Origin of the sequence: Vibrio sp. 10N.222.49.A3 (genome assembly GCF_041475145.1) — a bacterium.
Classification (GTDB): Bacteria; Pseudomonadota; Gammaproteobacteria; order Enterobacterales; family Vibrionaceae; genus Vibrio; species Vibrio tasmaniensis_A.
Genome location: NZ_JBFRVM010000072.1, coordinates 18092 through 44063, shown reverse-complemented (window position 1 = coordinate 44063; position 25972 = coordinate 18092). Strand labels below are relative to the sequence as shown.

The following is a 25972-nucleotide window of genomic DNA, read 5'->3' as shown; positions in this document are numbered from 1 at the left end:
CTTCTGGTGCAGATCATGTTCCCGTATTTCGTTAATCGTCACAGCTCTCTGTATGAGTTAACTAAAACAGAGAGTAGTTAATGAGCGAAGAAGGAATCGTACAAGCTGTTTTTGGTCGAAGCATGGCTGATTTAATGGCTATAAACCCTGAAATTAAAGCTTCTATGAACCGTCATAATCCTGCTAGCTATAATGAGTTCGTTAGTCAAATCGACACTGACTTAGAGAATATTATCTCAAATACAGAATCAGGAAAGCAGCACCATTTTGCTAAGGGTGAAGATGAACTGACTCAGCACCTGATCGATCAGCTAAAGGTTTTATACCCATCTGTCCATCATGATCCTCAGAATGGTGGGCATTGTGATATATACATGGAAGCAAAGAGTGCTGATGGCGCGATGTTGCGTTGGATAACAGAAGCCAAGGTGTGGAAAGGTTTTGAATATGTGTATAGCGGGCTAGACGAACAGCTTATTCGTAGCTATGCAAACGGTGGTGTTTATAACAACAAAGGTGGATTGATTTTCTATTCGAAGCTTGCGTCTGGTGGTAAGTTTGCGATGGATCAGTGGTACGATGGTTTAATGGATGAAGGCGTATCAATTAGTCAGTTACGTGCCGATAGTCTTCGTTTTACTACTAGTCATAAGCTCAACGAAGGCCAAGGCGCAGACTATAGTGTAAGGCATTATATGGTTGACGTCTTTCATGAACGAACTAAGAAAGCCATTGAAACTGCTGAAGCTAAGGCTACCAAAGAACTTCGTAAAAAGATTGAAGCCGAAATGAAAAAGAAGTCTTCATAACCCCATACTGTCAACACTCTCTTTCCTAAGATATAGGTAACAAGCAAGCTTTCTACCGAGTTTATGGCTTATCAAGCCGATATGCTCATAAATCTGTATTGAGCAATTTTCATTCCTATTATCATATTGAAAATTAAAAACTCTATTCGATAGAATGCAGTAATAACTTCTTAAAGAACTAGGTAGTTAAGTTGATAGAACATTTTAATAAAGTCTATGAATTCAGAAGAATTAACTCACCGATAAAGGGCAGGAATAAAAACAAACGCTCTGGTTACGGCGTCTGTTAAAGGTCAACCAAAACAAGAAAGGCGCTCAATTGAGCGCCTTTCTTAATTCTACGAGTAAAAAGTCATTACTTCTTACGGCAGAACTCAGCGATTACGTACATTGATTGACCGCCGTTTGTTTTACCAGAAACAAGCTTAGGATCGTCACCAACGCTGATGCCACGGATAACAGTACCTTGCTTAATCACTTGGTTAGTGCCTTTGATTGGCAGGTCTTTGATTACTGTTACGTCGTCACCTTTTTTAAGCTCAACGCCGTTCACATCAAGAGGCTTATCATCAGCAGACATGCCGATTTGTGCCCAAACTGATGTTTCTTCTTCAAGGTACATCATGTCTAGTGCGTCTTGAGCCCAGCTTTCAGTGTTCAGACGAGTAAGTTGACGCCATGCCGTTACTTGAACTGGTGCCTCTTGACTCCACATGCTGTCGCTTAGGCAGCGCCAGTGGTTGATATCTTTAGGCTCGTCAATCTCACCAAGGCATTTGTCACATACCATGATGCCGTGATCCACTGTTACGTGGCTGTGTGGCGGTACTGCGTACGCAGTAAGAGAAGAATCAGAACCACATAGTTCACATTTAGATTGGCAGCGTTCTAGCATAGTAGCTTCAGAAGACATAATGGACTCACATTTATTAGGTATTAATTACGGGGCTATTATCCACTTTATTTACAATAAAGAAAGAGGTCGTACGGTATTCTGTCTTGATTAATTTTAGCCGAGATCAACCATTTGTGTTTTAACGTTGTATGCAAACGGTTAGCTAGAGAAGGTTGATTGGCCGCAGAAACAAAAATGCCAGCGGTTAGGCTGGCATTTGTTTAGTAGCAACGTTTTTTATTCTAAGAAGGAACCTGTTATTGATGCTGAAGTTAGCGCGTTGTCAATTAGGAAATCTACAGCTTGTGCCTGCATACTGACATGATGACCTGCATCCAAAGGTGTCGGTGTCGTCTTATCTTGCGGAACTACAAACGTACTGTGCGCAGCAACATCACTGAACTTAACAAAGTCCTTCGCACCATCAGGGCTTGTGTTACTCGAATCAACCCCCTTGAGGCCTAACTTAGTTGCTAACGGTGTCGTTCCTGCGAACGGAGCGTTTGCCACAGTGTTTGGTACTGTATCATCACCTTGTACTTGCCCCATATAAATAGGCAGAACAGGTGAGCCAGAAGCAACTAGATAAGCAGCATTGGTAAATGGATCCACAGTATCTAACACAGTTTGTGCAGCGTAAGCGAACTGTTGGAAAGCGGCTGTCATAGTTGCTTTCTGTGCAGCGGTCGCGTTTGCTTCAAACGTTGTGTAACACTGTTTGCTAGAGAGGCTTCCACAGTTCGCGGTTGCGAAACCTGCGTATTCAGTTGAAGCGCTCAATGCAACGCTGTGCTTAACTTGAGGGCCAAACTCTGTAGAACCAAGCAGAAGGTTAGATATTTGTCCCCCTGAGTTTTCAATTGCTGCTGAACTGAATGAGTAAAGCGAATTAGCTGCGACACTACCGAGAGTACGGTTAGAGGCTGCAACTGCTGTTGTTCCAACAATACCACCTAGCGAGTGGCCTAAGAACTTCACTTGTGAGCCAGTAGTTAGATTAAATGCCTTCAATGGAGACGTTGTGAGTGCCCCAGCTTTTAATGAAACGGCTAAAGATGCGCGTAAGCCCATAACATCAAGCGCACTTTGACGCACGTTATCGCGAGCGACGGGTAAGTTCGCCAAGTTCAGATAAGCTAACACGTCAGCGTTTGCCGAACGAGTATCATCTAAACTACGTGTACCATGGAGCGGTAAGTCAATCGCCAATACAGCTACACCTGCTTTTGCAAGGTTGTAAGCGAAAGCATAAGCGTTTTCTTTCGCTGAGGTGATACCGTGTTGGTAGATCACAACATTAGTAGGATCAGAACCATTTGGCGTAAACAGTAAGAGTTCGACGTCTTCTAATGATTTAACTTGAGGAACAGGTGAGTATTTGGTGATGACTCGCTCGCTATCAAGTGCTGAACCATCTTTAAGAGTCAAATTTAAACCAATGAGTTTAAGCTGCTCTGTTTGACTTGTCGCTAATATACTTGCATCAATACCAGCAGCAATAAGCTGAGCGGCCATGTTCGCCTTTTCTGCACTATTACTTAGAGCATTTGAAACCTTAGCTAGGCTAGGCATAGCGGATTCAAACGGCTGAGTATTCCATTTGCTGCTGCTTGTTTCTAAGTAGTGAGGTAACTTAACCGCCCCTTGACTTACATTGACATCTGCACTTGATGCATCGTACATCGCCCCAATAGCAAATTTGGCTTTAGCAATCTTAGTCGAGTCGCCGCCACCAATGTATTTATCAAAATCAGTGTCATTGGCTAATGCTGTTTTGAATGTTACTGCAGGAAGAAATGACATAGTGTAAGCGGCTTTTAGGTCAACCGAATTAGGGTTTGCACTGCCTTTCCATACACCATTTAGGTTCGCAGAAGCCAACCCAGTCGCTGTTGCTGCTTTTGTCGCGAAAAGCGAACCGCCAACCGACTCGGTGGTAAACCACGTCGAGTAGATGATGTCTTTGGTATCAAGGCTAACCTTGCCGGCGGCATTCGCCCCTGCAAAGATTTGCTCTACACCCTGAGTTACTTTCTGAGCTTGAGCTAAGCTGCCGTCAGTATACGTTACTGAACTTGATTTCAGAGCCGCGTAGCTTGACGACATACCTACCGGGTCGCCATTAACATCGGCCAGTTCATTCGACAGTGCCAACACATATTCGCTTGAAGCATCGAGTGAATCTTTAAATACAATAGTAAAGGCATCCGTTGCTGCGCTAGATACCACATTAAAGTGCGTACCTAGAGTCAACACGCCTGTAACCGTTGGTGGTGTTGTGGATGTGAGTGAACTGCTAAGTTTTAGAATGTAAACGCCGCCGGTCGCGACACCGTCGGCAAGACCGGTACCTTCGAAATTCATAACGATTGGCATCGAAGTAGACCAGCCATCCATTGTGTTCATTGCCGCAATTGGATTCGTTAACGAATCTTTACCACCCGTTGGTAACCCGAGAGTGCCATCCGTCGTGTCCATCAAAGCAAAGCTTGGCAGTGGAACCGCTTTGTTCGCACCACTTAGATGAAACTTAATACTCGTTGTGCGAGCCAGTGAATCTTGAATGTACTGCTCATATTTAACGGCAGTTGAGGCACCTGAACTCGAAGAGTCATCACCACAACCTGCAAGAAATATCGCCGAAGCAAGCAGCGAAACACTAAATAACTTTTTCATGTTTGAATTCCGTTTAGTTAAAGGTGTAGTTCAATTGAATTGCAGATAAGTAAGCTACTGCATCACCTGAAAATTCAAGCTTTTGACCCAATTTATTGGTCTCAGTGAAGTCACCACCTTTGCTTTGTACAAGGGCAAAACCAGCATCAATAGAAAGATCTGGGCTGTACTGGTAAGTCAAACCTGTGCTGTACCAGTAACGATCGCTGTCTGGGATACTTAAAGTCGTTTGGCCTGCTTGTTCGTCATAAGCAAGACCCGCTCTTAGAGTCCACTCTTTATTCAACTGATAAGTCGCACCCAACGAGTAGCGGTTGTTATCCTCGTAGTGTTCCGTCTTTTTGAAACACTCACCATTTGTACAATCTGGACTGGTTGCTTTAAGTTCTTTAAAACTGCTCCAACCCGTTTGTTGCCAACCGTAGTGGATAGCCCACTGATCGGTCAGTTGGTGGAAAGCCGATATTTCAATAATTGAAGGTAAGGTAATTTTTAAGCGGCCAGTCGTTGCAGTTGCGCTACCTTGTACGATTCCACCGGTGTAATCTTTGAAATCACCATCGTCAAAATCAAGGTCAACTTCCGAACGATAAGCGATAGAAAATCGATTGTTTTCATTCAATTCATATAAGCCACCCACATTCCAACCAAATGCGAATGTTTCGCCAGTCATACTGATTAACTTCGTCGACGAAGGATCACCAGTAACATTTGAAATAGCACCTTGGTGTCGGTTGAGTTCAGCTTCTGCATAAACAAGGTTTACGCCAGCACCAATGCTGAATTGGTCGTCGATTCTATACGCTACGTTTGGGTTTAAATTGACAGACATTAGTGATGTATCACCAGCTAGATCACCCGCGTAGATATCATCTGGGTAATCGGTAGCAACACCGTAGTTGGAAAACATACCAATGCCCCAAGCCCATTGCTCATTGATTGGGCTAATGTAGTAAGCACCAGGTACAATCTGAAGGGGAGCGACGTCTTTAGATGTCTGACTTTGCCCGCCAGAACCTGGAACATTGTTTTGAGTAATGTCTACTTCTGGATCAACGACAGAAACCGAGCCTGAAAATTGGGCTGTATCAAATAGGGTCATTGCAGCGGGGTTTCTCGCAAGTACACTCGCGTTGTCGGCAACTGCACCTTCACCTGAAAATGCGCGTCCAAGGCCTGAGGCAGAATGCTCAGCAACTTGGAAACCAGCCGCAAGTGAATTACATGCAAATAGCACAGAAAGCGAAACGAGAGAGCGTTGTATTGTTTTCATCCTTGACCCTCCTAGGGCATCAAATCTCATTCTTATTGTTGAAAACACACTGAGCATTCTTATTTGTGATGCTCCAATGTAAATGACATGTTAAATTCATGTTTCATGTAAAGTCAAAGAATGAGTTATCATTTTGTGAAGTTATAATTTTACGGGGCGGGACTTTAACATTTATAATATGCATACAATCAATGCTTTATTTGTGGTTGGAGGTGTGACCAGAATGTTTATGCGCATTATCGGAATAAATAGTGTTCAATTGCTTAAATATGTAACAACTTCGTTTGTGTTTACCGTTAATCGCTAAATCGGCATAATACGGTTTCATTTACGATGGCATTAAATTGGAATTTAAGTTTGGAATTACTCGCGATAGAGTTTCTTGGAAAACCGCTTCGTTTAGAAGGTTCAATGGCTGGTTGGCAACAACTGTTCTGGGATAATACACTTGTGTCTCAACTGGATGCGACCTCAGAGCAAGATAATGCTCGAACTCACTCATTCATGTTGCAATCTGGCGAAGATACGTTGCAGTGTCACGTCGAGGCGTCAGTTCAATGGCAGCCATTTGAGATGTACTACAAAGCCTCCGTCAATGGTCAAACGATTGCCGAAGGTAACCGAGACACTAAAGACATCGAGCAACAAACTCCCGTTGTAGCACCTAAACCTGAGAAGCGTTTTAGCTTAATTGGATTAGTGTCGCTTGGTATGAAAGCATTAAAAAGTGCCAAGCTAATCAAAGTCGTACTTGCCTCAGCGAGCTTGGCTGCGTATTCATGGCTGTTTTCAATTCAATTTGCTTTGGCTCTAATCGCTTGCCTTATGTTCCATGAATACGGCCATATTAGAGCGATGAAATACTTTGGTATGAAGACCAAAGGCATCTATTTGATACCGTTCCTTGGTGGTTTAGCGTTATCCGATGAGAAGATCAATACGCGCTGGCAAGATGTAGTTATCTCAATCATGGGGCCATTGTTCGGATTGATATTGTCTTTGGTGTTTATGGTGTTGTACTGGATCACTGGCGAGATGTTCTTTGCTGGGCTTGCGGTATTCAACGCGCTATTGAACTTGTTTAATCTATTGCCAATTTTGCCTCTCGATGGCGGACATGTACTGAAAAGTATCAGTTTCTCAATGAACAGCGTGCTTGGTATTGTATTGTGTATCGCAGCAGCTGTTGCTGGTGTGGTACTGAGTTATCAGTTGAATCTTACCTTGTTTGGTTTCTTATTGATTATGGGTAGTGTGGAAATACTGTTCGAATGGAAAGGGCGTCACCACAGTCACTTGTTACCATTAGACAAATACGGTCAAGTCGTGTCGTTTGTTTGGTATGTGGGTTTAGTGAGTAGTTTGATTGGTGTTATCTGGTATTTTGCATCTACTGGTGATCAGCTATTAAGCCTACCATTGCAAATTCTTGGTACTTAACAAGAATCAAAACAAAAAAATGCCCTAGCCAATATGGATAGGGCATTTTTGTATTCGAAGTTTAGCGTCTAGACAAATGTAAATTACGCTTTGCAATTTGGTCTTGGAGAACCCGATTGGGGAAGCGTTTTGATCGTCGCTTGCAGATCTTTGATACGCGTACTGTGCGAAGGGTGTGTAGAAAGCAGTTCTGGGGGCTGATTACCACCCGATGCCTTCGCCATGTTTTGCCATAGGTCGACACTTTGGTTAGGATCGAATCCAGCTCTAGCCATATACTCTAGGCCAACAACATCGGCTTCAGACTCTTGAGTTCGCCCATACGGTAGAATAACGCCATACTGAACGCCTAAACCTAAAGCAGCCATCGTCATACCTTGATATTGGCTGTATTCTGATGCGCCTAATGCGATGCTAGTAACCGATAAACCAGTGTTAGCGATTTGAGACTGAGATAGGCGCTCGTTACTGTGGTCTGCTAAAACGTGCGCCACTTCGTGCCCGATAACTGTCGCGAGTTGGTCTTGATTAACCGCTACCTTAAGTAACCCGGTATATACGCCAATTTTTCCGCCTGGTAGGGCGAATGCGTTTACTTGGTCACTGTCAAAGACAACAACTTCCCATTCACTAAAACCTTGTTTAGGAATGTATTGCGTGATGCTGTTTGCAACGCACTGTACATAAGCGTTCGTTTTTGCATCTTTGCTGATGGGTTGTTCTTTCTTCATTTGTTCAAAAGACTGTGCTCCAAGCTGAGACATATCTTTATCTGAAAAAAGCAGTAATTGGTTTCTGCCTGTTGGGGAAGCGCTGCATGCACTTAGCCCAGCGAGTGTAAGAAGCGAGGCAAACTTCATCCATGACGTCATACAATATCCTCTGTGTATTCGGTTTTTATGCATGTTAACATCAACTTGTGTAATAGCTAGTAGCAGTAAGATAACTATTTCGGTAATAATCCCAGCAGTAATGCTAACGTTATTGGTTTTATCAACCTATTAACGATGATAAAACTGCACACGCGTAACAAAGCCAATAATTAAGGACCCTACATGAGTATTTGGAAAAAGCCCGTTGACCTAGAGATCTTCAACGCGACCTCAAAAAATACCTTAATTGAACACCTCAATATTGTATACACCGAGGTCAACGACAACTCTTTGGTGGCAACCATGCCGGTTTGTCATTTTACCCACCAACCTTTAGGTATGCTCCATGGCGGCGCATCGGTTGTATTAGCAGAAACGCTTGGCTCATTGGCTGCTAATTTTTGCGTTCCAGAAGGCTACTATTGCGTTGGGCTAGATATCAACGCAAACCACGTTAGATCAATGCGCGATGGCCATGTTGTCGGTACTGCTGAGCCTATTCACTTGGGTGTGTCTACCCAAGTATGGCAGATAAACATCACTGATGAGCGTCAACGCTTAGTCTGTACAAGTCGTTTAACTATTGCCGTGAAGAAACATAAGCGATAATAGGCTAAGCATTAGTTAGCTGTGTTTGTATTTATAAGAAGTAATCTGTATTTAAAAATAGTCCGAGAAATCCATGGTCATAACGTTTAAAAGTGGGAAAATCATCGCAACCGCACATGAGCTTGTCGTTCGTTTGGATGGTGAGCACAGAGTAACGCTACAAGCTCAAGTTGATGCAATCCAACTGATAGGAAAAGGGGCAAATGTCATTTCAGCCAATGGTTCTGGATGCAAGTGGTCGATTAAATTAGACAACGAACAGCAGCTTCGAGATATTGCCAATGAAATCGGCTGCGATGTGATGTAATCGTATACTGCAAAAGTACTTAGACCTTCTATTTGAATCAAATCTTAGGACACCATACCTAATAAATCGCAAGAAAATCACATCAGTAAGATTGATTTTAAGTCTTAAAATAGGGAAACTGAATTCAATGTCCTTTGAATAAGTTTTCCTCTTTATGAGCAGCCCAAGACTTCGCGTTCAATTTGAAACCCTGTTTGAATACTTCGATGGTAAAGATTCTGATGTTCAGCTCGACGACATCACGGATGTGCTTTGTTGTACCCGTCGTAATGCCCGGATGGTACTCAATAAGCTTGAAGAAGAAGGATGGATTGAGTGGTTACCTGCGGCTGGGCGAGGCAAGTTATCTCAACTTATTTTTAAGCAGAATCGTTGCGATGTCAGTGAAAACTTAGCAAGACGCTACTTACAAGAAGGTAAAATTGGACAAGCGCTGTCAGTGCTTGATCACAATGCAGCCAAGCTGACTCAAGTTATTCAAAATTACTTGGGTGTGCAATACCAGGAAGGTGAGCAGGTTATTCGTTTGCCTTATTACCGACCGCTTTCTATGCTTAACCCGACAAAGTCGATGCGACGATCTGAGCAGCATATTACCTGTCAGGTATTCAGTGGGTTAACACGTTTGGATGAGAACGATCAATTACAGCCCGATCTTGCTCATTCATGGCAAAAAATCAGCGATTATCAATGGCGATTCTTCTTGAGACCCGGAGTCCGTTTTCATAACGGAGAGCCTTTGTTAACTAATCATGTTGTGGATACGCTGCTAGCACTCGAACCTCTCAATATGTTCTCACATATAAAAGACGTCTCTTCTCCGGCAAACTGTGTGGTTGATGTCTTTTTAACGCGACCAGATAAACACTTCCCACTCGCTCTGACTGAATCTGTTGCCAAAGTCACCTTACCGATGATTTTACGTGGTGAAGACTACGATATTCGACCGATTGGTACTGGCCCTTATCGCATTGAAAAGAACGATGAGAAGCAACTCGTGCTAACGGCTTTTAACGGATATTTTGGTTTTAGGCCATTGATTGATCGTGTTGAGGTTTGGGTTGTTGATGAGGCTTACTCTTCAATGGTTTACCCAAGTCTTTCTAAGCCTGTAATGGCGGATCGCGGCGATAGCGACGAAGTCGAACTTGATCCCGGCTGTACCTATCTACTGTTGAATCGGAAAAAGGGCATCGCACAAGATCCTGCATGGGCGCAATTTTTATCTAATACTTTGAATGCGGCCGATCTGTTTGTACACATTCCGAAAGAAACTGTTATCGATTTGGGAGTGTTACACGCTTATGGGATAAAGCCCGGTTGGTATGACATCAAGTTGAACACGCCGGTTTGTCCACCAGCGAATGCGAAACCAACCATTAGATTGGCTTACCAATGCCAACACCCAATGTTTCCAACACTTGCGAAGGCTATTGTTACAGTGTTGAAGCAATATGACGTCGACGTTGAACTTTATGGTTACGAAACCGATCCTCCACACGCCGATAATGTCGATATTTGGATTAATCCAATGGGTATCGCTAACAATAGAGATGACGCGTTAGCGGGCTGGTTGATGGATTACAGCTTTCTCGATGAATCTAGCCCGGCAGAAGACTTCGATCAATGGTGTCACATGATCGATCGTTGGCGCTCGGGCGAATTCGAGCAATTCCCAGCAAGACAGTTAGGTAAACAATTGGTGCAAAGCAATCAATTGATTCCAATGTTCCACTGTTGGTTAGGCGTTAACAAAGATCAATGCGGTACGCTGCAGAACGCAAAGTGTAATGCACTCGGTTGGTTCGACTTTAGCCAAGTTTGGGTAAAACCGGACGTTGACTAAGACCAGAGATAACTTGATTAGGACAACACGATGCAAACGGTGATGATCACATTTATAACGCTGGTGGCGTTTGCTGCCAATTCAGTGTTGTGTCGTTGGGCTTTGATGGATCAAACCATTGATCCTTTGAGTTTCTCGATCGTTCGTATCATATCGGGTGCCCTTACACTTCTGATTTTATTAACTTTGTCTTCCCACTCTAAGTCTAGAGAGGAGCTAGTAAACAACGACAAGTCGGTAGAGACAAAGCTCAAATTACCGTTTCAATTCACATCAATATTGTCACTCCTCGTTTATATGTTTGGTTTCTCGTTTGCTTACTTAGAGCTTGGTGCAGGTCTCGGTGCTTTGGTTCTGTTTGTCGCGGTTCAATTTACGATGATTGCCGCACACCTGTTAGCTGGCAATAGAATGTCATTGTTAGAGTGGTGTGGTTGTTTGTTGTCAGTTTCTGGGCTCGTTTACTTACTCATGCCGACGGATTCGACAAGTTCGCCCGATATAACCTCCATCATATTGATGGCTCTGGCTGGAGTAGGTTGGGGAATTTATACACTTGCGGGTAAGAAATCCACGAACGCGTTGCAATCCACTACTTGCAACTTTGCATTTAGCTCGTTAGTGATCCTTGTGTTAGTAAGCCTGTTACTTGTCATCCCTAATGTGGCATCGCAAATATCCATCACAGAACAAGGCTTGATTTACGCAATATTGTCGGGCTCAGTGGTTTCTGGTGTGGGTTATAGTTTGTGGTATTACGTGGTGAAAAAACTGGATACAGTGGTCGCATCCATTGCACAGCTTTCTGTTCCCGTTATCGCGACACTTGGTGGCGTTTTGTTGTTATCTGAACCTGTTACTATGCAATTTATTATCTCATCGACTGTTATCTTACTTGGGATAAGCTTGGTTCTTGTCGCACCTAAACTTAAGAAATAAAGGGTTCAATCATTAACTTCTATGGCTAAACCAAACAAAAAACAACCGACTAAAACGGTTCAGATTTTCTGTGCGAAATGCAAAACGCAACTTTTTAAATATCGGAAAGGCGGCAAAGGGGCGCTCGTAAAGTGTTTTAAGGAACGTATAGTCGAAGATTTCACAAAAGACCCTTGTGTGTGCCCTGAATGCGGAATTGAATTTGCGCGAGATACCTTGGTTCGAGGTACGCCTGCCTACAAGTTTGTGGGGGGCAAGGTAACTATGAAGTAGTACAGAAAAAAAATGCCGCAACACATCATGCGTGTGGCATTTCACATTGTTTTTTATATTCAGAAGAAAGGTTAGCGCTTAATGAGCTCTAACTCGTCCTTGAAGTTGCAACAGTAATAGCGAGACAATGGCACCCGTTGTATCACACAGCATGTCTTTCTGTGCATCCCAAATATCACCTTGTGAGCCAAGGAACGCGATACCTTCATCACCACCTGCAATCTCTGCATACCACCACTCAATAATTTCATAACCTGCTGCAACACTCATGATCGCAAATAGGGCAAAGAAACAGGCTGGTATCGGCTGAGCCAATTTCTTACGAATCAAATACTCTGCGAGTGGATAGGCATAAAGACCAATAGAGAAATGGGCTACTCGGTCAAAGTTATTGCGCTCAGAGCCGATAAGGTTATTGAACCATTCAAATGGCACTTCTGCGAAGGTATATTTTGCGCCTATCGTGTGCAAAATAAGCCAGATAAACATCAGAGCATAAGCTGTCTTAGAAAAGGTGAGCTTGGTGGATAGCCACCATATCCCGATAAGAATACCGAGAGCAGGGACGATCTCAGCGATCCAAACGGCTCTTGAAGATGGCGCAAAGGCTGAAAAGAGAAAGATAACAAGATAGACAGCAGTTAGTGAGAGTAGAGGTCTATTTTGAGCAAGTGGCGTAATTGTCATCATCAGATCCTTTATAAGTTTTTTGTATAGTTACACAATAATGAACGGTGTTCAATTGCGTTCTAATCACTAGATTTGTTGAAAAGTAGTGTTATCGCCCAGTATCTAGACAAACGGTTGGCGGAGTTTCACAAAAGTTTGATTTACAACAAAGCGATCCTTAAAATCATTGCATTACTACATAACAAGAAAGAAAAGTCATGAAACTGGAAACTGTCGATTACCTTGCTGACGACGCAGCAGAACAATTTGTTCGATCTCTACGTGAAACGGGTTTTGGTGTTCTTAAGAATCACCCCATCCCAAAAGAGCTTGTTGAGTCAATTTACGAGAACTGGTACCAATTCTTCATTTCTGAAGAGAAAGAGAACTTCCACTTCAATGTTGAAACACAAGATGGATATTTTCCACCTTCAGTTTCTGAAGTTGCTAAGGGCCACACTGTAAAAGACATCAAAGAATACTTTCACGTATACCCTTGGGGTCAGATTCCTGAACAGTTAAAAGAACAGATTCTAGATTACTACCAACGTGCTAATGCTTTTGCTCAAGAACTATTAGGTTGGGTTGAAGCACATGCGCCTCAAGAAGTACAAGAGAAGTTCTCAATCGCGCTTTCTGAAATGATTAATGGCAGCGAACAAACACTGCTTCGCGTTCTTCATTACCCACCAATGCAAGGCGATGAAGAGCCAGGTGCTATCCGCGCAGCCGCTCACGAAGACATCAACTTACTGACTGTTCTTCCTGCAGCAAATGAGCCGGGCCTTCAAGTTAAAGCTCAGAATGACGAGTGGTTAGATGTTCCATGTGACTTCGGTAATATGATCATTAATATTGGTGACATGCTTCAAGAAGCATCAGGTGGTTACTTCCCATCGACAACTCACCGTGTAATTAACCCATCAGGTGAACGCCAAGAGAAATCTCGTATCTCTTTGCCACTATTCCTTCACCCAAAACCGGAAGTTGTACTGTCTGAGAAGTACACCGCAAATGAATACCTAATGGAACGTCTAAGAGAGCTTGGTGTTATCTAATTAACTAGTTCCTTGTGCTAAAATTGGTATAGATATCAGAGGTCAGCAAAATTGCTGGCCTTTTTTTGTTTTTCCAAAGAGCTAAACCAATCATAGCCAATTACTGGTCACCTTAGCTGCGTAATTTTGATGGATAACGGGCTCTTGAGCCAAGCAATTGAATGTGGTGTTCCATTAAGCTCGACAAATCGTAGAAAATCGCTTTCAATTAAGAGAAGTCAGCCCACTGACCTAGGGCAATTCATCATGCCTAACAAGCTAACAACTTAATAACCCAAATGAGCCAACTATGTCGAATAATCAAGGTGTGAGAGCGAGCTTTCATAGCCATATGGAGAACCCTTTGCTCTGGCCCATTATGGAAGTGCTTAAGCGAAAACCAAGTGGATGGAAAGTACACACACTGGCGGCTCATCTAAACGACCTTGGGTTTATGCCTGTATTAGATGCAGCAGCCGAGAAGGAGTTATTTAAAAAGAACTTTCTCATCATGAATGCGCTGTATCAGCTTCAAGAAACGTTGCACCCTGATGGTTGGCTTCAAGTTCAAGCAATGGATATTGAATTGATGAATGGAAGCTATCATGGAAATAGCCACAGCATTGATCACCAAGAGCCACTTCGAGACTACTACACTAATTGGACTAACTATGAAGCGGATGAAGGTGAAGTCAAAAGGCTGCTGAACGAGTTTTGGACTCGGTACAGAAAGTTTGTTGGCGTTGATACGCTCAATTTAGATAAAAACCGTGCATTGAAGTTATTTGATCTCCCTGTAGACGCAACGCATAAGGAAATAAGAAAGCGTTGGCGACAGCTGGCGTTGCGGTGGCATCCCGATAGAGACGAGGGCAATACGGCAAAATTCCAGACGCTTTGTGAAGCGTGGCATGTATTACGAAGTTCATGATCGACGTAACTCTTACTGCGCTGTTTATTGACTCTTTAGAGTGAAATTTAAGCCCTATATATAAAATTGAAAAGCACCATGTTGTGAGTGACACAAGTGGGGCTTTGTCGTCATTACGCTTGTATTGTAACTAGGCTATGTGTTGTAACTAGGTTATGTATTGTTACTAGGTTAAGCGTCGTTACAACTTCATTTATTATGCTATGAGTGATCTTTACTTTCGCCACTCTTATGTTCGAATGCATAGTCGAGTACTTTACGGATATAAGGAGCACCGACCTTGGAACCACCATTACCGTGCTCGATGACCACAGTCGCGACATATTCAGGGTGTTCGTAAGGTGCGAAGGCCGTGTAAAGCGCATGGTCTAGTAAATGCCGAGCCAGTTTCTTGGAGTTATAGACCTGATCTTTTGCAAGATCAAATACTTGGGCTGTTCCCGATTTACCGCCACTAGTGTAGTCAGTTCCTTTAAATGCACGTCTGCCGCTACCTCGACTGCCGTGGTTTACGAGTCGCATCGCATTAATAGGTACATCCCATATCTCGTCTGGTACTTCAGTGATCGACAGCATCGGCTCAGGTTCAACAAGTTTTTGCGTATCAAAATCTTCACCGTGATCTAAGGTAGCTCTCAAGATATGAGGTGACATTACCTTCCCATGGTTAACCAGTACCGAGGTTGCTTTGGCAAGTTGCATTGGCGTGGATGTCCAATACCCTTGTCCAATACCAATAGGGACGGTGTCACCTTGATACCAAGGTGTACGATAACGCATCATCTTCCATTCTCGAGTTGGCATGTTGGCGGTGCTTTCTTCATAGATATCGATGCCCGTAGGTTCACCAAAACCAAAGCGATTCATCCAACTTGAGATGCGGTCAATACCTAAATCAAAGGCGGTTTGATAGAAGAATGAATCCACCGACTCTTCAATCGCTTGAGTTACGTCAACAGGACCGTGACCCCAGCGTTTCCAGTCTCGCCATGATTTAGAGTTGCGTTTGGAACCGGGAATTTGCCATGAACCGTGATCATCACGAATGGTGTTTTCTGATATAACATGCTCTTGTAATCCAGCAACGGCCATAAATGGTTTTATGGTGGATGCTGGAGGGTAAACGCCCAGTGTGGTGCGATTCACCAACGGGTGAGCAGGGTCATTCAATAGACGTTGGTAGTTCTTACTCGAAATGCCGTCGACAAATAGATTAGGGTCATAACTTGGGCTAGATGCCATCGCCAGTACACTGTTGTCTTTTGGATCGAGGATAACCGCACTTCCGGTTCGGTGATCAAGTTGCTCAAATACATATTTTTGCAGTTCAAGGTCAATATTTAATACTATGTCTTTGCCTGCAACTGGCGGCACGTACTCAATAGTCCGAACAACACGGCCACGGCTGTTTACTTCAACTTCTTGATAGCCTTTGGTTCCGTGTAGGATATCTTCGTAATAGCGTTCGACACCGAGCTTACCAATAATAGTAGTCGCTTGATAATTCGCTTCGATGCCTTTTTCTTCTAGCTTCTTTAGGTCACTATCATTGATATGTGCTACATACCCTAATACATGCGTCAGCACCTCTCCATTTGGGTAAAAGCGCTTTAAGTTCGTATCAATCGATAAGCCGGGAAATTGGTACTGGTGCACCGAGAACTTAGCAATCTCTTCTTCACTTAGGTTCTCTAATATAGTGACAGATTTGAAACGGCGCGTGTTGTGATAACGTTTTTTGAATCGAGCGATCTGCTCAACATCACGCGGGATGTATTTGTCGAGCTTGGCGAGCATGGTATCGACATCATCTGTTTGCTCGGGAATCATCGTTAGATTAAACACAAGCTTGTTCTCGGCAAGCAACACACCATTACGATCGTAAATTAGCCCGCGAGTAGGCGCGATAGGCAATACTTTGATTCTGTTGCCATCCGCACGAGTTTGATAGCTTTCAAAATTGTCGACTTGAAGTCGGTACAGGTTGGCGACTAAGACGAGAGTGAGCAGTAAGATCCCACAAAACGCCACGATTACACGGTTTTTGAATAGGTTTACTTCGATTTTATGGTCACGCATCTTAACGCGTTTATGATTCATTGAAGCCTCAAGAGTCTGTTACATTTAGTTACACCTATCGAGTCGGAACTTTATCTGAATATCGCCATAGTTTTGTCAAAGCTGTGTCATGATTTTTGGGATTTCTATGATTAAAGCGCTGACCAACAATGTAGTCACGTAAAGAGTGGCCGAATCAGATAGAAATATAGGAATTGAACGCAAAAAAACGGCTCTCATAAATGAGAGCCGTAATACGAGATAAGGTTAACTTAACGCGACATATTAGTTCGAGTTGGAGTTCGAGTTCGAAGGTTTGAACTGAGATTTACGCATACGGTTTAGTGCGGCCATTACATCCAATACTCTTGGTTTCGCTAAGTCACCGTAGTTTGGCATGTTCACGTGCCACTCATCGCTTAAGATAGCGCTAAACTCTTTAGCAGGGTTGTTTGACCAACCTGGAGTTTGTGCAAACTGGAACCATGCCCAACCAATCGCGTTCACTTCTGACGTTGATTCTAACTGCTCTAATGCAGAAAGGTCCGCGAATTCCTTGCCAAAACGCAGTGACTCTTTGCCTTTCGCGTTAACTCGGAATTTGCCGTCAGTAAGAATATTCATCAATGCTGCACGGTTTAACGAACGAGGAACAAACGTTTCTAATGCGGTCTCACATTCGTTAGTTCTCTGAGTAGGGTGTTGAGCGATGACTTCTTGTGCTTTATCAGTTACGTCTACTGCTTGGTAGTCGTGCATTTGAATCACAGTGTCAGCCACGTCTAGGTAATCGCCAGAACCACCCATTACAACAATGGTAGAGATATCCATCTCTTCACGTAGTTGGCCAATACGGTCAACAAGTGGAGTGATTGGCTCAGCACCTTTTGATACTAGCGCTTGCATACGTTCGTCACGAATCATGAAGTTAGTCGCTGACGTATCTTCATCAATAAGTAGCGTTTGAACGCCTGCTTCAATTGATTCTTGTAACCAAGCCGCTTGCGATGTAGAGCCAGACGCATCTTGTGTACTGAAATCAGATGTGTCTTTTTGCATCGGCAAATGGTTGATGTAATTTGATAGGTTCAAGTTGTGAACACAGCGGCCATCTTCAGCGCGGATCTTCATCGTATCAGTCGCCGTCACGATACCTTCACGACCATCACCAGGAATATGGTTGTAGATAGAACGTTCAACGGCGTTCAATAGTGTAGATTTACCATGGAAACCACCACCAACGATCAGCGTGATGCCTTTAGGAATACCTAGGCCAGTCACATCACCTTGGTTTGGCGCGTTTAGCGTCACACTTAAAGACTCTGGTGCTAGGAAAGGAACCGCGCCTTTCATTGGCAGGTCGCAGTTACCTGCAATACGAGGTAATACGCTGCCATTTGCTACGAATGCCGCTAGGTTGTTTTCTTCCAATTGAGCACGCAATGCGTCTTGGTCTTCAACAGCTTCACAATGCTTAATCATCGCTTCGATGTTGAGTTCGCGTTCAAGCGTTGCGCGACGAATAAACTTAGGCAAATAGAATGTAATGATGTTGATTGCTTTCTTTGCAAGAATACTACGACCATCAGCGGGTAGGTTGATACGAAAACGAATTTCGATACCGTGCTCGGTGAGAACCACAGATGTATTATCCAAAACAGTTTGGCCTGTTAGTGCGATAGACACTGTCGCTTCTTGCTTAGCAAATTCAGAGAAGCTACGTGCAATGAAGTCACGTGCTGCTACTTGGTATTCGTAAGATTTTTCTTTAAGCCAATCTAACCCTGTTAACGACCAAGCGCGTGTTGCGCGAAAACGTGAAGATGATGCATACGGGTCACCTTGAACGTGGTCGATGTGTAATTCGAAATCAGCAAAGTCGTATTGACCTTTAATTTGTTGATATGCGCGGAAGTTTTGTTTTTCGAGCTTTTTAAGCTTTGCAGTCAACTGATCCATAACGAGGAATGCCTATATAAAGGGAAGATAAAACAGAAAGGCGGCGATTATAAAAATCACCACCTATAGAGTAAAGAGAAAGTAGGCCTAAATCCAAAACAAAGTGCTCTTTTTCGCCTTAAGCGTAACGAGTTGTCCCCAAATAGTTTTGATTGATTAAGCTGTGTTCGAATTCTTGGCTCGGCATTGGCTTGCCATAAAGGTAACCTTGTCCCACATCACAGCCTTCATTGATGATAAATTGCTCCTGAACCTCCGATTCTATGCCTTCAATCGTGACTTTTAAGTCGAGCTTTTTCGCGATTTGGATTATGGACCGAACGATCTCCGAGTCTTCCTGTGAGTTGAGCATTTGGTCGATGAAGCTCTTATCAATTTTAATCGTATCGAATGGGAATTTCTTAAGGTAACTAAATGAGGCATAGCCCGTCCCAAAGTCATCCAGTGACAATGTAACGCCAATGTTGTGTAACGATTCCAATGTGTTTTTCGCGACGACTTCATCTGCAATGAGGCAACTTTCCGTGACTTCAAGTTCTAAGAAATGAGGTTCTAAGTGATAGGTTTCCAACAGGTGAATAATTTGCTCTGCGAAATCAACGTTCTTCAATTGAATAGCAGATACGTTTACGGCTATTTTGAAATCTTCAACGTATTCGGACCACTCTTTCGCTTGCTCTATCGCGTTGCGCAGAGCAAAATTTCCCACTTCGAAAATTAATCCGTTTTGCTCGGCCATGTGTATTAAGGTTTCGTTAGAGATATCTCCCAAAACGGGGTGTCGCCAACGCAATAGAGCCTCTGCACCAACCCAGCGATGAGTCAACGGGCATACTTTAGGCTGAAAATAGAGCATAAGGTCATCATTGCGAACAGCTTGGAGTAAATAACCTTCAATCTTATTAATATGGCTTTGTTCTTCAGCATGAGACTGAGAATAGTAAGCGAACTTCTGTCCGGAATCTTTACATGCCAGCATCGCTTCTGAAGATTTTTGGATAATACTGTCAGCACCATCGTCGTGATCAGTAATCGCAATCCCTATAAAGGCATGCAGATGAACTTTGTCACTACCGATGTCAAATTCTGAATGACCGACTTTTACCAATGTCTGGCATAGTTCTTCGATACGTTGGTGCAAATCTTTAACGCTGAACGCCAACACAAGGTCAACCGAAGTAGGGCGCGCAGTTAATACCTCGACATCAGAGATACTGTCGATGCGTTGTCGGTATTCAACCAGCACTTGGTCTAACGCGTTGTAGCCATATCGAGCTTGAATGCGCCTGCCATTAGTAAATCCAATATGGATTACTGCGAGTGAGCCACCAGTAAACCTTTGTTGTGACAACAACTTCTTATCCAAGCGCGACTCAAAAGCACTTCGGTTCAAAAAACCCGTGCCGAGATCGTGATTTTTTTGGAAATTGATCTCTTGTTCTGCCGCTCTGCGCTTATCAATCTCTTGGTTTAATGAGTAATTAAGACTCGCGAGATCTTTTGTGCGAGTCGCAACTCGGCTTTTTAAGTCACGATTCATTTGAGTGAGCTTAGCGTGTTGAAACAAGGTTTTTAATTGAGATTCTATCGAGGTGCGAAAGCTTTCTAATAGCTTAATATAGGTAGGCGTGTAGTGATTTTCTTTCGAGTCCAAGATACAAATGGTGCCGAACAATTCGCCGTTAGGCCAAAATAGCGGAATGCCACAATAAGAGATTAAGCCAAGCTTTGTGTCGGGGTTGTTTTTCCAATCAACATCGGCAAGCGCATTGGGTACTAAAAGCTGCTGCTGAGACTCCATCACCGTTTCACAGTAAAGCCCATTTCCTAATGTTTCAGAATCGCCTTTGTTATAAGGGTTATCCTGACTGTGGCTGGTAGAGAAAACTTCAATGTAGTTGGTATGAACACGCATGATAAGTGCAGCAGGCACTTGAGTGATTTGAGCCAAGAGGTCGACAATATTCTGCCAGCTGGAGGCCATATCGTCAGGGATATCTAAGTCTATCGTTTTTATCTTCTTCATATGACTCCGAGTCAATTATGCTAAATGCATCAACACATCCTGTGTTAATTAAGATGAACCAAATAAACTGTGAATATTACATTAACTAAGTATAAGAAATGTTGCACAAAAAAACCTCCGCAATTTTGCGGAGGTTTTCAAATGTGAATCTGGGTCTCAGTAATGAGATAAGTTTCGATTAAGGCTTTAACTTTATAAAATCATCAGTGTTAAGTTTCTCTTTATAGTCTACCGATGGTTGAGCAAAACCGTTCAACTGTAAAAACTCTTCTTTAAAACCTTGATAGTCACCGATTGATTGGAAGTTGTTTTCATCCATAGCTTCAAGTAGTTCAGTCACATGAGCTTGGGTTTCTGGGTCGAGTTCCCATTCATCCATCCGAATTAGGCGCTCGCCATCAAGTGGTACTTTGGTTTGCCCATACAGTTTACTGCTGAATAAGCGTTGCATTTGTTGGATACAGCCTTCGTGGGTCTCTTTTTCTTTCATCACTCTATATAAAGCGAGTAGGTAAGGGCTTAGCCCCGGAATGAATACGCTCGCCTTGGTGACTAATGCCTTACACACGGTCGCGTAAGCATTACCGCCAAAGTTAGCTAGTTCAAGGTTAAGTGCGTGACTTGTTTGATGAAGGTCTATTTTAGCGCGGCCCAAAGTACCGTCTAAGTAGATAGGGTGCGTGACTTCTGGACCAACGTAAGAAAAAGCAATGGTTTTGCAACCTGGGGCAATAGATTCAGCATTGATCAGCTCATCTATCCACTGTTCCCAATCTTCGCCGCCCATGACTTTGAGTGTGCTTTCGGCTTCTTCTTCCGTTGCAGCGTCAAGTGTGTTGGTCACCCAGTTGTCGTGCTCTAGTGAGATAGTCGCACCAGTCACGCTTTCACCGATTGGCTTAATGGCAGAGCGCCAGAATTCTTCGGTATTTGGTTTGGGTCTTACGCCAGCGGCTAAGCTATAGATAATTAGATCCACTTCACCTTCGAAGTAGGTTTCAATGGCTTCGACAACTTGTGAACGTGTTTCTTGTGAAAATGCGTCGCCAACAATGTTGATAGCAGTGCGTTGCTCTCGTTCGGCTTCTTTCTTGAAATAAATGTTGTTGTACCAACCAGCGCTGCCTAGGGATTTTTCGTTAGGACCGCGCTCGAATGAGACGCCGATGGTGTCAGCTTTTGCACCGCCAAAGGTGAGGGCAATGCGAGCGGCAAGTCCAAAGCCAGAGGAAGCACCGATAATCAGTACTCGCTTAGGGCCATCTTTGATCTGCGGCGCACTCTTAACAAACTTGACTTGTTGCTTTACGGCTTCTTGACAGCCTAGAGGGTGAGCGCTTTTGGCTACCACACCCTTGATAATAGGTTCGATCAGCATAAATAACCTTACAGTTAACGGTGATATGCACTCAGGCTAACGTAAAGCTGTGTAAAATTTATTGAGCTAGACCATTAAAACCTAAAGATACTGATATAATTCTTTGGCGACAAATTCAGCAATCCAAGGCTGAGCTTCTGGTTTTGGATGCAGTCCATCGTTCATCATCCACTCCGGTTTGAGGATGATATGCTCTAGGAAAAACGGCAAAAGTGGCACGTTTTGTTGATCAGCAAGCGCTGCAAAAACGTACTCAAACTGTTGGTTGTAACGCTTACCGTAATTCGGTGGGATTTTAATCTTCATCATAATAGGTTTCGCGCCCGCAGCTTTTATCTGCTTAATGATTTGATCAAGATTCGCAGACATCAGCTTAGGTGGGAATCCACGAAGACCATCATTCGCACCGAGTTCGATAAGAACAGTGTCTGGGGCGTGTTCTTCAAGCAATTGTGGTAAACGAGCTAAGCCATTGCCAGTTGTGTCACCAGAAATACTTCCGTTGACCACGGTTACCGTTTTGTCATGCTTTGCTAACGCGTCTGGTAACAGGCTTGGCCAACTCTGTTTGATGTCCATGTTATAACCAGCACTCAAGCTATCACCAAGCACCAGTAACTTAGAATCTAACTCGGTATCTTGAGCCAAAGAAGCGGTTGAAAATATAATTAAGAATAAAAAGGAAATTAGTCGAGTCATGCATACATCCATCATTAAAGCAGAAGCTGTTTTGAAGACAGTGTCTACTAATCAAGAACATTTAACAATCTTAGAGCATGTTGATATCGATATTCGTGAGGGTGAAACGGTTGCGATCGTCGGTACTTCAGGTGCTGGTAAATCCACGTTAATGACACTGCTTGCAGGACTCGATGTGCCAACTTCTGGCGAAATCAGTTTGTTAGGCCAACCTCTATCACAGCTTGATGACGAAGCGAGAGCCAAAATCCGCAGTGAATCCGTTGGGTTTGTTTTCCAAAGCTTCTTATTGATCCCAAGCCTTTCTGCCCTGCAAAACGTCACGCTGCCTTGTTTGTTGAAAGGTGAAGACGAAGACATCGAACGCGCGACGGCTTTGCTTGAATCAGTGGGCTTGAAAGACAGGCTTGATCACTTGCCGTCTCAACTGTCCGGTGGTGAACAACAAAGGGTAGCATTGGCTCGTGCGTTTATGATTAAGCCTAAAATTTTGTTCGCCGATGAACCAACGGGCAACCTAGACCAACAAACGGCAGCGAAAATAGTCGAGCTGTTGTTCGAACTTAATTCATCGCACGGCACCACGCTTGTTCTCGTCACGCATGACCCTAAGCTCGCACAGCGTTGCCAACGAACCTTGAAAATGCATGTCGGTCACATAGAGGAAGTGTAAATTGAATTCATCACGCGGACTGAACAAACGACTGTTTTCATGGAGCATCGAAGAGATTCGACACGGTCAGCTATGGCCGGTATCCATCGCTCTAACGCTCATTATAGCTTGTGTGTTCGCGCTTTCAGCTTTAGCTGAGCGTATGGAACAAGTGATCGTAAAGCAGGGCAAAGATGCGTTAACCGCCGACAGTGTATTTGTATCGGCAAACCCAATCCCCCAACCTTTATTAGATCTGACTCAGGTTGAACAGTTAGAAAGCTCTCAGTTGACTCGCTTCTCAACCATGGCATTCAGTGATAACTCGATGCAGTTGGTTACTGTTAAAGCGGTAGAGAGCAATTACCCTTTACGCGGCCAAATGATACTGCAAGGAGCAGATAGCGCGGTAAGCAATCATGTTGAACCGGGGGAATTGTGGCTAGATGAGCGCATATTTGCTCAGCTAGAAGTTGAGGTAGGTGACAATGTCACGATAGGCGATGCCGATTTAAGAATTACAGGGCGTATCGCTCAAGAACCGGGCCTGAGTTTTAACCCTTTCCAACAAATGCCCGCAGTGCTGATTCATACAAGTGACATCGATGCCACTGGCGCTATTCAACCTGGCAGCCGTGTTAGCTTTAGATTGTTTTTAAATGGTGATGAATCGAAACTCAAAGCAGCACAAGACAGTATCGAACTGACACCAAGTGATCGCTGGCGTACACAAGACTCAGCCAGTCGTACCAACGAGATGTTCGAAAGTACGACTCAATACTTATCGCTAACGGTTGCTATCGTTGTGATCATGGCTGCGACCACTTTGGTACTTACGTGCCAACATTATGTTGCGAGTCGTCGTAAAACCATTGCGATGCTTAAGAGTTTAGGTGCGAGCAAGCAGTGGATCGTTAAATGGTTGTCCGTACAGGTGTCTCTGTTGGTGGTTATTGGTGCAGTACTGGGAATTACCATCGGTATCGGCTTAGAATTTTTGCTTCGTATACCTCTGGGCGACTTATTACCAACACCACTTCCTAGCTATGGTATTGAACCTGTCATTTTGGCGATTTTATCAAGCGTCCTCATTGGTGTGCCTGCTCTTGGTATTCCGTTAATTGGCTTGGTCAACACCTCGGCAATCAGCGTGATTCAATCAAGTCATCAGTCCAATGAAAACTACAAGAAATACCTGTTGTTGCTGGTGCCTATTATTCCAATGATGCTGATGTACGGTGACAATCTGTTGGTATGGATAGTTCTAGCGGGTATCGCTTGCCTGTTCTTAGTACTCGCGATTGTCAGTACGTTTGTTCTGCGTTTGGTGGGTCAACTGCCGACGTCGACATCTATGCGCTTGGCATTGAGCCGAATTAATCGCACACCATTAGCAACAGGGATTCAATTTGGTTCTTTAGCGCTGTCTTTGATGCTGTTATCGATCATATGGCTAGTGAGAAGTGACTTGTTGTCAGATTGGCAGCAAACTTTGCCCGAGAACGCACCTAATGCGTTTGCGCTGAATATTGCGAGCTATGAGAAAGACAGTTATCTCGAGACGATTGATGCAAACGAAGTAGAGCGTACTCAAGCGTTTCCAATTATACGAGGAAGGCTCACAACCATTAACGGCGTTGAGGCGGCGAAATACAGCGAGACCTCAGAAGAAACAGATGCACTAAGTCGCGAGATCAACTTCACTTGGGGAGATAGCCTGCCTGAGTACAATGAAGTATTAGAAGGCAGCTGGACACAAGAGCAGGGCGTATCTGTGGAATCCGATGTCGCAGAGCAACTTGGTTTGAAAATTGGCGATGATCTTTCATTCACAATCAACAGCCAGAACGTCTCTGCCAAGGTGAACAGCATCCGAAAAGTAGAATGGCGTGAAATGAAGCCAAACTTCTATTTCATTTTTACTCCCGATGTTTTAAGCGCTATTCCTTCTACTTGGTTGGTGAGCTTCAGATTAGAAGAGCAACACAACCAAATGCTCAACGAATTATCTCGAAATCACCCGACCGTGAGTTTGATGGACATTCGTAAAATGGGTAGCAAGATCCAAGAGTTGCTCAAACAGATTGTTTGGTCGATAACCGTACTTGCCGCGTTAGGTGTGGTGGCGGGGCTATTGCTTATCTTCACTCTGTTGCGACTGAGCTTAACTCAAAGACAACAAGAGATACGCTTGTACCGAACCTTAGGCGCGAGTAAGAAGCGTATTCTCAACACTATTTGGTGTGAATACGGGGTGATGGCGTTAGTAGCTGGCTCAATTGCTGCGCTAGGTTCTGAACTCAGTGTTGCAGGGGTAATGAACTTTGGCTTTGAGTTAGAACCTTCACTCCACCCAATACTGTGGATAGCGCTACCCGTGCTGACGTTTATCACATTGGCCGCGGTAGTGAATAGCTTAATCAAACGTTTGTTGGCACCAGTAAACAAGGATTTTGGCTAGTCGCTAGCGAGATCTCACAAATGCTTAAAACGGTCTAAAAGTGACATTACTTATACTTAGTCGTTCACTATTTATAAGACGTCTCTTTAGACCGCTTTTTATTTGACCAATGCGTAGCACAAGTTACGAACATCGCACCTTAATTTCCCGTTTTTTTAGTATT

21 protein-coding genes are annotated in these 25972 nt (G+C 43.7%); 11 read left to right on the top strand and 10 right to left on the bottom strand.

Annotation, left to right across the window (positions count from 1 at the left end):
- Positions 1–80: 80 nt before the first annotated feature.
- A complete protein-coding gene (locus AB4589_RS13470) occupies positions 81–809 on the top strand; it encodes a hypothetical protein (protein ID WP_371707559.1) in 729 nt (242 codons plus the stop codon).
- Between the two features lie 355 nt (positions 810–1164).
- On the opposite strand, the gene AB4589_RS13465 is transcribed toward AB4589_RS13470, so the two are convergent.
- From AB4589_RS13465 to AB4589_RS13455, 3 genes are all read right to left on the bottom strand, one after another.
- Positions 1165–1722 carry a PhnA domain-containing protein gene (locus AB4589_RS13465; RefSeq protein WP_009845316.1) on the bottom strand — a complete coding sequence of 186 codons (558 nt, stop codon included), beginning with the start codon at positions 1720–1722 and terminating at the stop codon, positions 1165–1167.
- A 219-nt stretch (positions 1723–1941) separates the two neighbouring features.
- On the bottom strand, positions 1942–4380 hold the full coding sequence (locus tag AB4589_RS13460) for a VolA/Pla-1 family phospholipase (RefSeq protein ID WP_371707557.1): 2439 nt from the start codon (positions 4378–4380) through the stop codon (positions 1942–1944).
- A 13-nt stretch (positions 4381–4393) separates the two neighbouring features.
- On the bottom strand, positions 4394–5653 hold the full coding sequence (locus AB4589_RS13455) for an outer membrane protein transport protein (protein WP_017100538.1): 1260 nt from the start codon (positions 5651–5653) through the stop codon (positions 4394–4396).
- 357 nt (positions 5654–6010) lie between these two features.
- Between AB4589_RS13455 and AB4589_RS13450 the strand changes: the two genes are divergently transcribed.
- Positions 6011–7093, top strand: coding sequence for a site-2 protease family protein (locus AB4589_RS13450; protein WP_065679001.1), 1083 nt, complete (start codon positions 6011–6013; stop codon positions 7091–7093).
- Positions 7094–7176: 83 nt separating this feature from the next.
- Here the strand turns inward: AB4589_RS13450 and AB4589_RS13445 are convergent, their stop codons facing one another.
- Positions 7177–7965 (bottom strand): M48 family metallopeptidase, encoded by a 789-nt coding sequence (locus AB4589_RS13445; protein ID WP_012600658.1) that lies wholly within the window; start codon positions 7963–7965, stop codon positions 7177–7179.
- A 183-nt stretch (positions 7966–8148) separates the two neighbouring features.
- Between AB4589_RS13445 and AB4589_RS13440 the strand changes: the two genes are divergently transcribed.
- From AB4589_RS13440 to AB4589_RS13420, 5 genes are all read left to right on the top strand, one after another.
- A complete protein-coding gene (locus tag AB4589_RS13440; protein ID WP_009845321.1) occupies positions 8149–8574 on the top strand; it encodes a hotdog fold thioesterase in 426 nt (141 codons plus the stop codon).
- Between the two features lie 73 nt (positions 8575–8647).
- Positions 8648–8881 (top strand): DUF3389 domain-containing protein, encoded by a 234-nt coding sequence (locus AB4589_RS13435; RefSeq protein ID WP_372100782.1) that lies wholly within the window; start codon positions 8648–8650, stop codon positions 8879–8881.
- 154 nt (positions 8882–9035) lie between these two features.
- Positions 9036–10727: an SgrR family transcriptional regulator gene (locus AB4589_RS13430; RefSeq protein WP_371701808.1), complete on the top strand. Its 1692-nt coding sequence runs from the start codon at positions 9036–9038 to the stop codon at positions 10725–10727.
- A gap of 30 nt (positions 10728–10757) precedes the next feature.
- A complete protein-coding gene (locus AB4589_RS13425) occupies positions 10758–11666 on the top strand; it encodes a DMT family transporter (RefSeq protein ID WP_372100780.1) in 909 nt (302 codons plus the stop codon).
- A 21-nt stretch (positions 11667–11687) separates the two neighbouring features.
- Positions 11688–11939, top strand: coding sequence for a hypothetical protein (locus AB4589_RS13420; RefSeq protein WP_009845325.1), 252 nt, complete (start codon positions 11688–11690; stop codon positions 11937–11939).
- A gap of 78 nt (positions 11940–12017) precedes the next feature.
- On the opposite strand, the gene AB4589_RS13415 is transcribed toward AB4589_RS13420, so the two are convergent.
- A complete protein-coding gene (locus AB4589_RS13415; RefSeq protein ID WP_029222769.1) occupies positions 12018–12626 on the bottom strand; it encodes a DUF2238 domain-containing protein in 609 nt (202 codons plus the stop codon).
- A gap of 200 nt (positions 12627–12826) precedes the next feature.
- Between AB4589_RS13415 and AB4589_RS13410 the strand changes: the two genes are divergently transcribed.
- Together AB4589_RS13410 and AB4589_RS13405 are read left to right on the top strand one after the other, a co-directional pair.
- A complete protein-coding gene (locus tag AB4589_RS13410; protein WP_009845327.1) occupies positions 12827–13666 on the top strand; it encodes an isopenicillin N synthase family oxygenase in 840 nt (279 codons plus the stop codon).
- A 289-nt stretch (positions 13667–13955) separates the two neighbouring features.
- Positions 13956–14576 (top strand): DNA-J related domain-containing protein, encoded by a 621-nt coding sequence (locus AB4589_RS13405; protein WP_017102142.1) that lies wholly within the window; start codon positions 13956–13958, stop codon positions 14574–14576.
- A gap of 201 nt (positions 14577–14777) precedes the next feature.
- On the opposite strand, the gene mrdA is transcribed toward AB4589_RS13405, so the two are convergent.
- The 5 genes from mrdA to AB4589_RS13380 all read right to left on the bottom strand — a co-directional run bounded on the left by mrdA (position 14778) and on the right by AB4589_RS13380 (position 22696).
- Positions 14778–16676 (bottom strand): penicillin-binding protein 2, encoded by a 1899-nt coding sequence (mrdA, locus tag AB4589_RS13400; RefSeq protein WP_371701810.1) that lies wholly within the window; start codon positions 16674–16676, stop codon positions 14778–14780.
- Positions 16677–16919: 243 nt separating this feature from the next.
- Positions 16920–18593 (bottom strand): P-loop domain-containing protein, encoded by a 1674-nt coding sequence (locus tag AB4589_RS13395; protein WP_372100777.1) that lies wholly within the window; start codon positions 18591–18593, stop codon positions 16920–16922.
- A gap of 118 nt (positions 18594–18711) precedes the next feature.
- Positions 18712–20619, bottom strand: a complete 1908-nt coding sequence (locus AB4589_RS13390; RefSeq protein WP_372100775.1) for an EAL domain-containing protein — start codon at positions 20617–20619, stop codon at positions 18712–18714.
- Positions 20620–20797: 178 nt separating this feature from the next.
- Positions 20798–21997, bottom strand: coding sequence for an enoyl-ACP reductase FabV (gene fabV / locus AB4589_RS13385; RefSeq protein WP_372100773.1), 1200 nt, complete (start codon positions 21995–21997; stop codon positions 20798–20800).
- 81 nt (positions 21998–22078) lie between these two features.
- Positions 22079–22696, bottom strand: coding sequence for an arylesterase (locus AB4589_RS13380; RefSeq protein ID WP_009845333.1), 618 nt, complete (start codon positions 22694–22696; stop codon positions 22079–22081).
- Between AB4589_RS13380 and AB4589_RS13375 the strand changes: the two genes are divergently transcribed.
- Both AB4589_RS13375 and AB4589_RS13370 read left to right on the top strand, forming a co-directional pair.
- The gene (locus AB4589_RS13375) at positions 22695–23369 is read left to right on the top strand and encodes an ABC transporter ATP-binding protein (protein ID WP_372100771.1); all 675 of its coding nucleotides are present in this window, start codon (positions 22695–22697) and stop codon (positions 23367–23369) included. The genes AB4589_RS13380 and AB4589_RS13375 overlap by 2 nt on opposite strands.
- Position 23370: 1 nt before the next feature.
- Positions 23371–25809 (top strand): ABC transporter permease, encoded by a 2439-nt coding sequence (locus AB4589_RS13370; RefSeq protein WP_372100770.1) that lies wholly within the window; start codon positions 23371–23373, stop codon positions 25807–25809.
- Positions 25810–25972 lie beyond the last annotated feature (163 nt).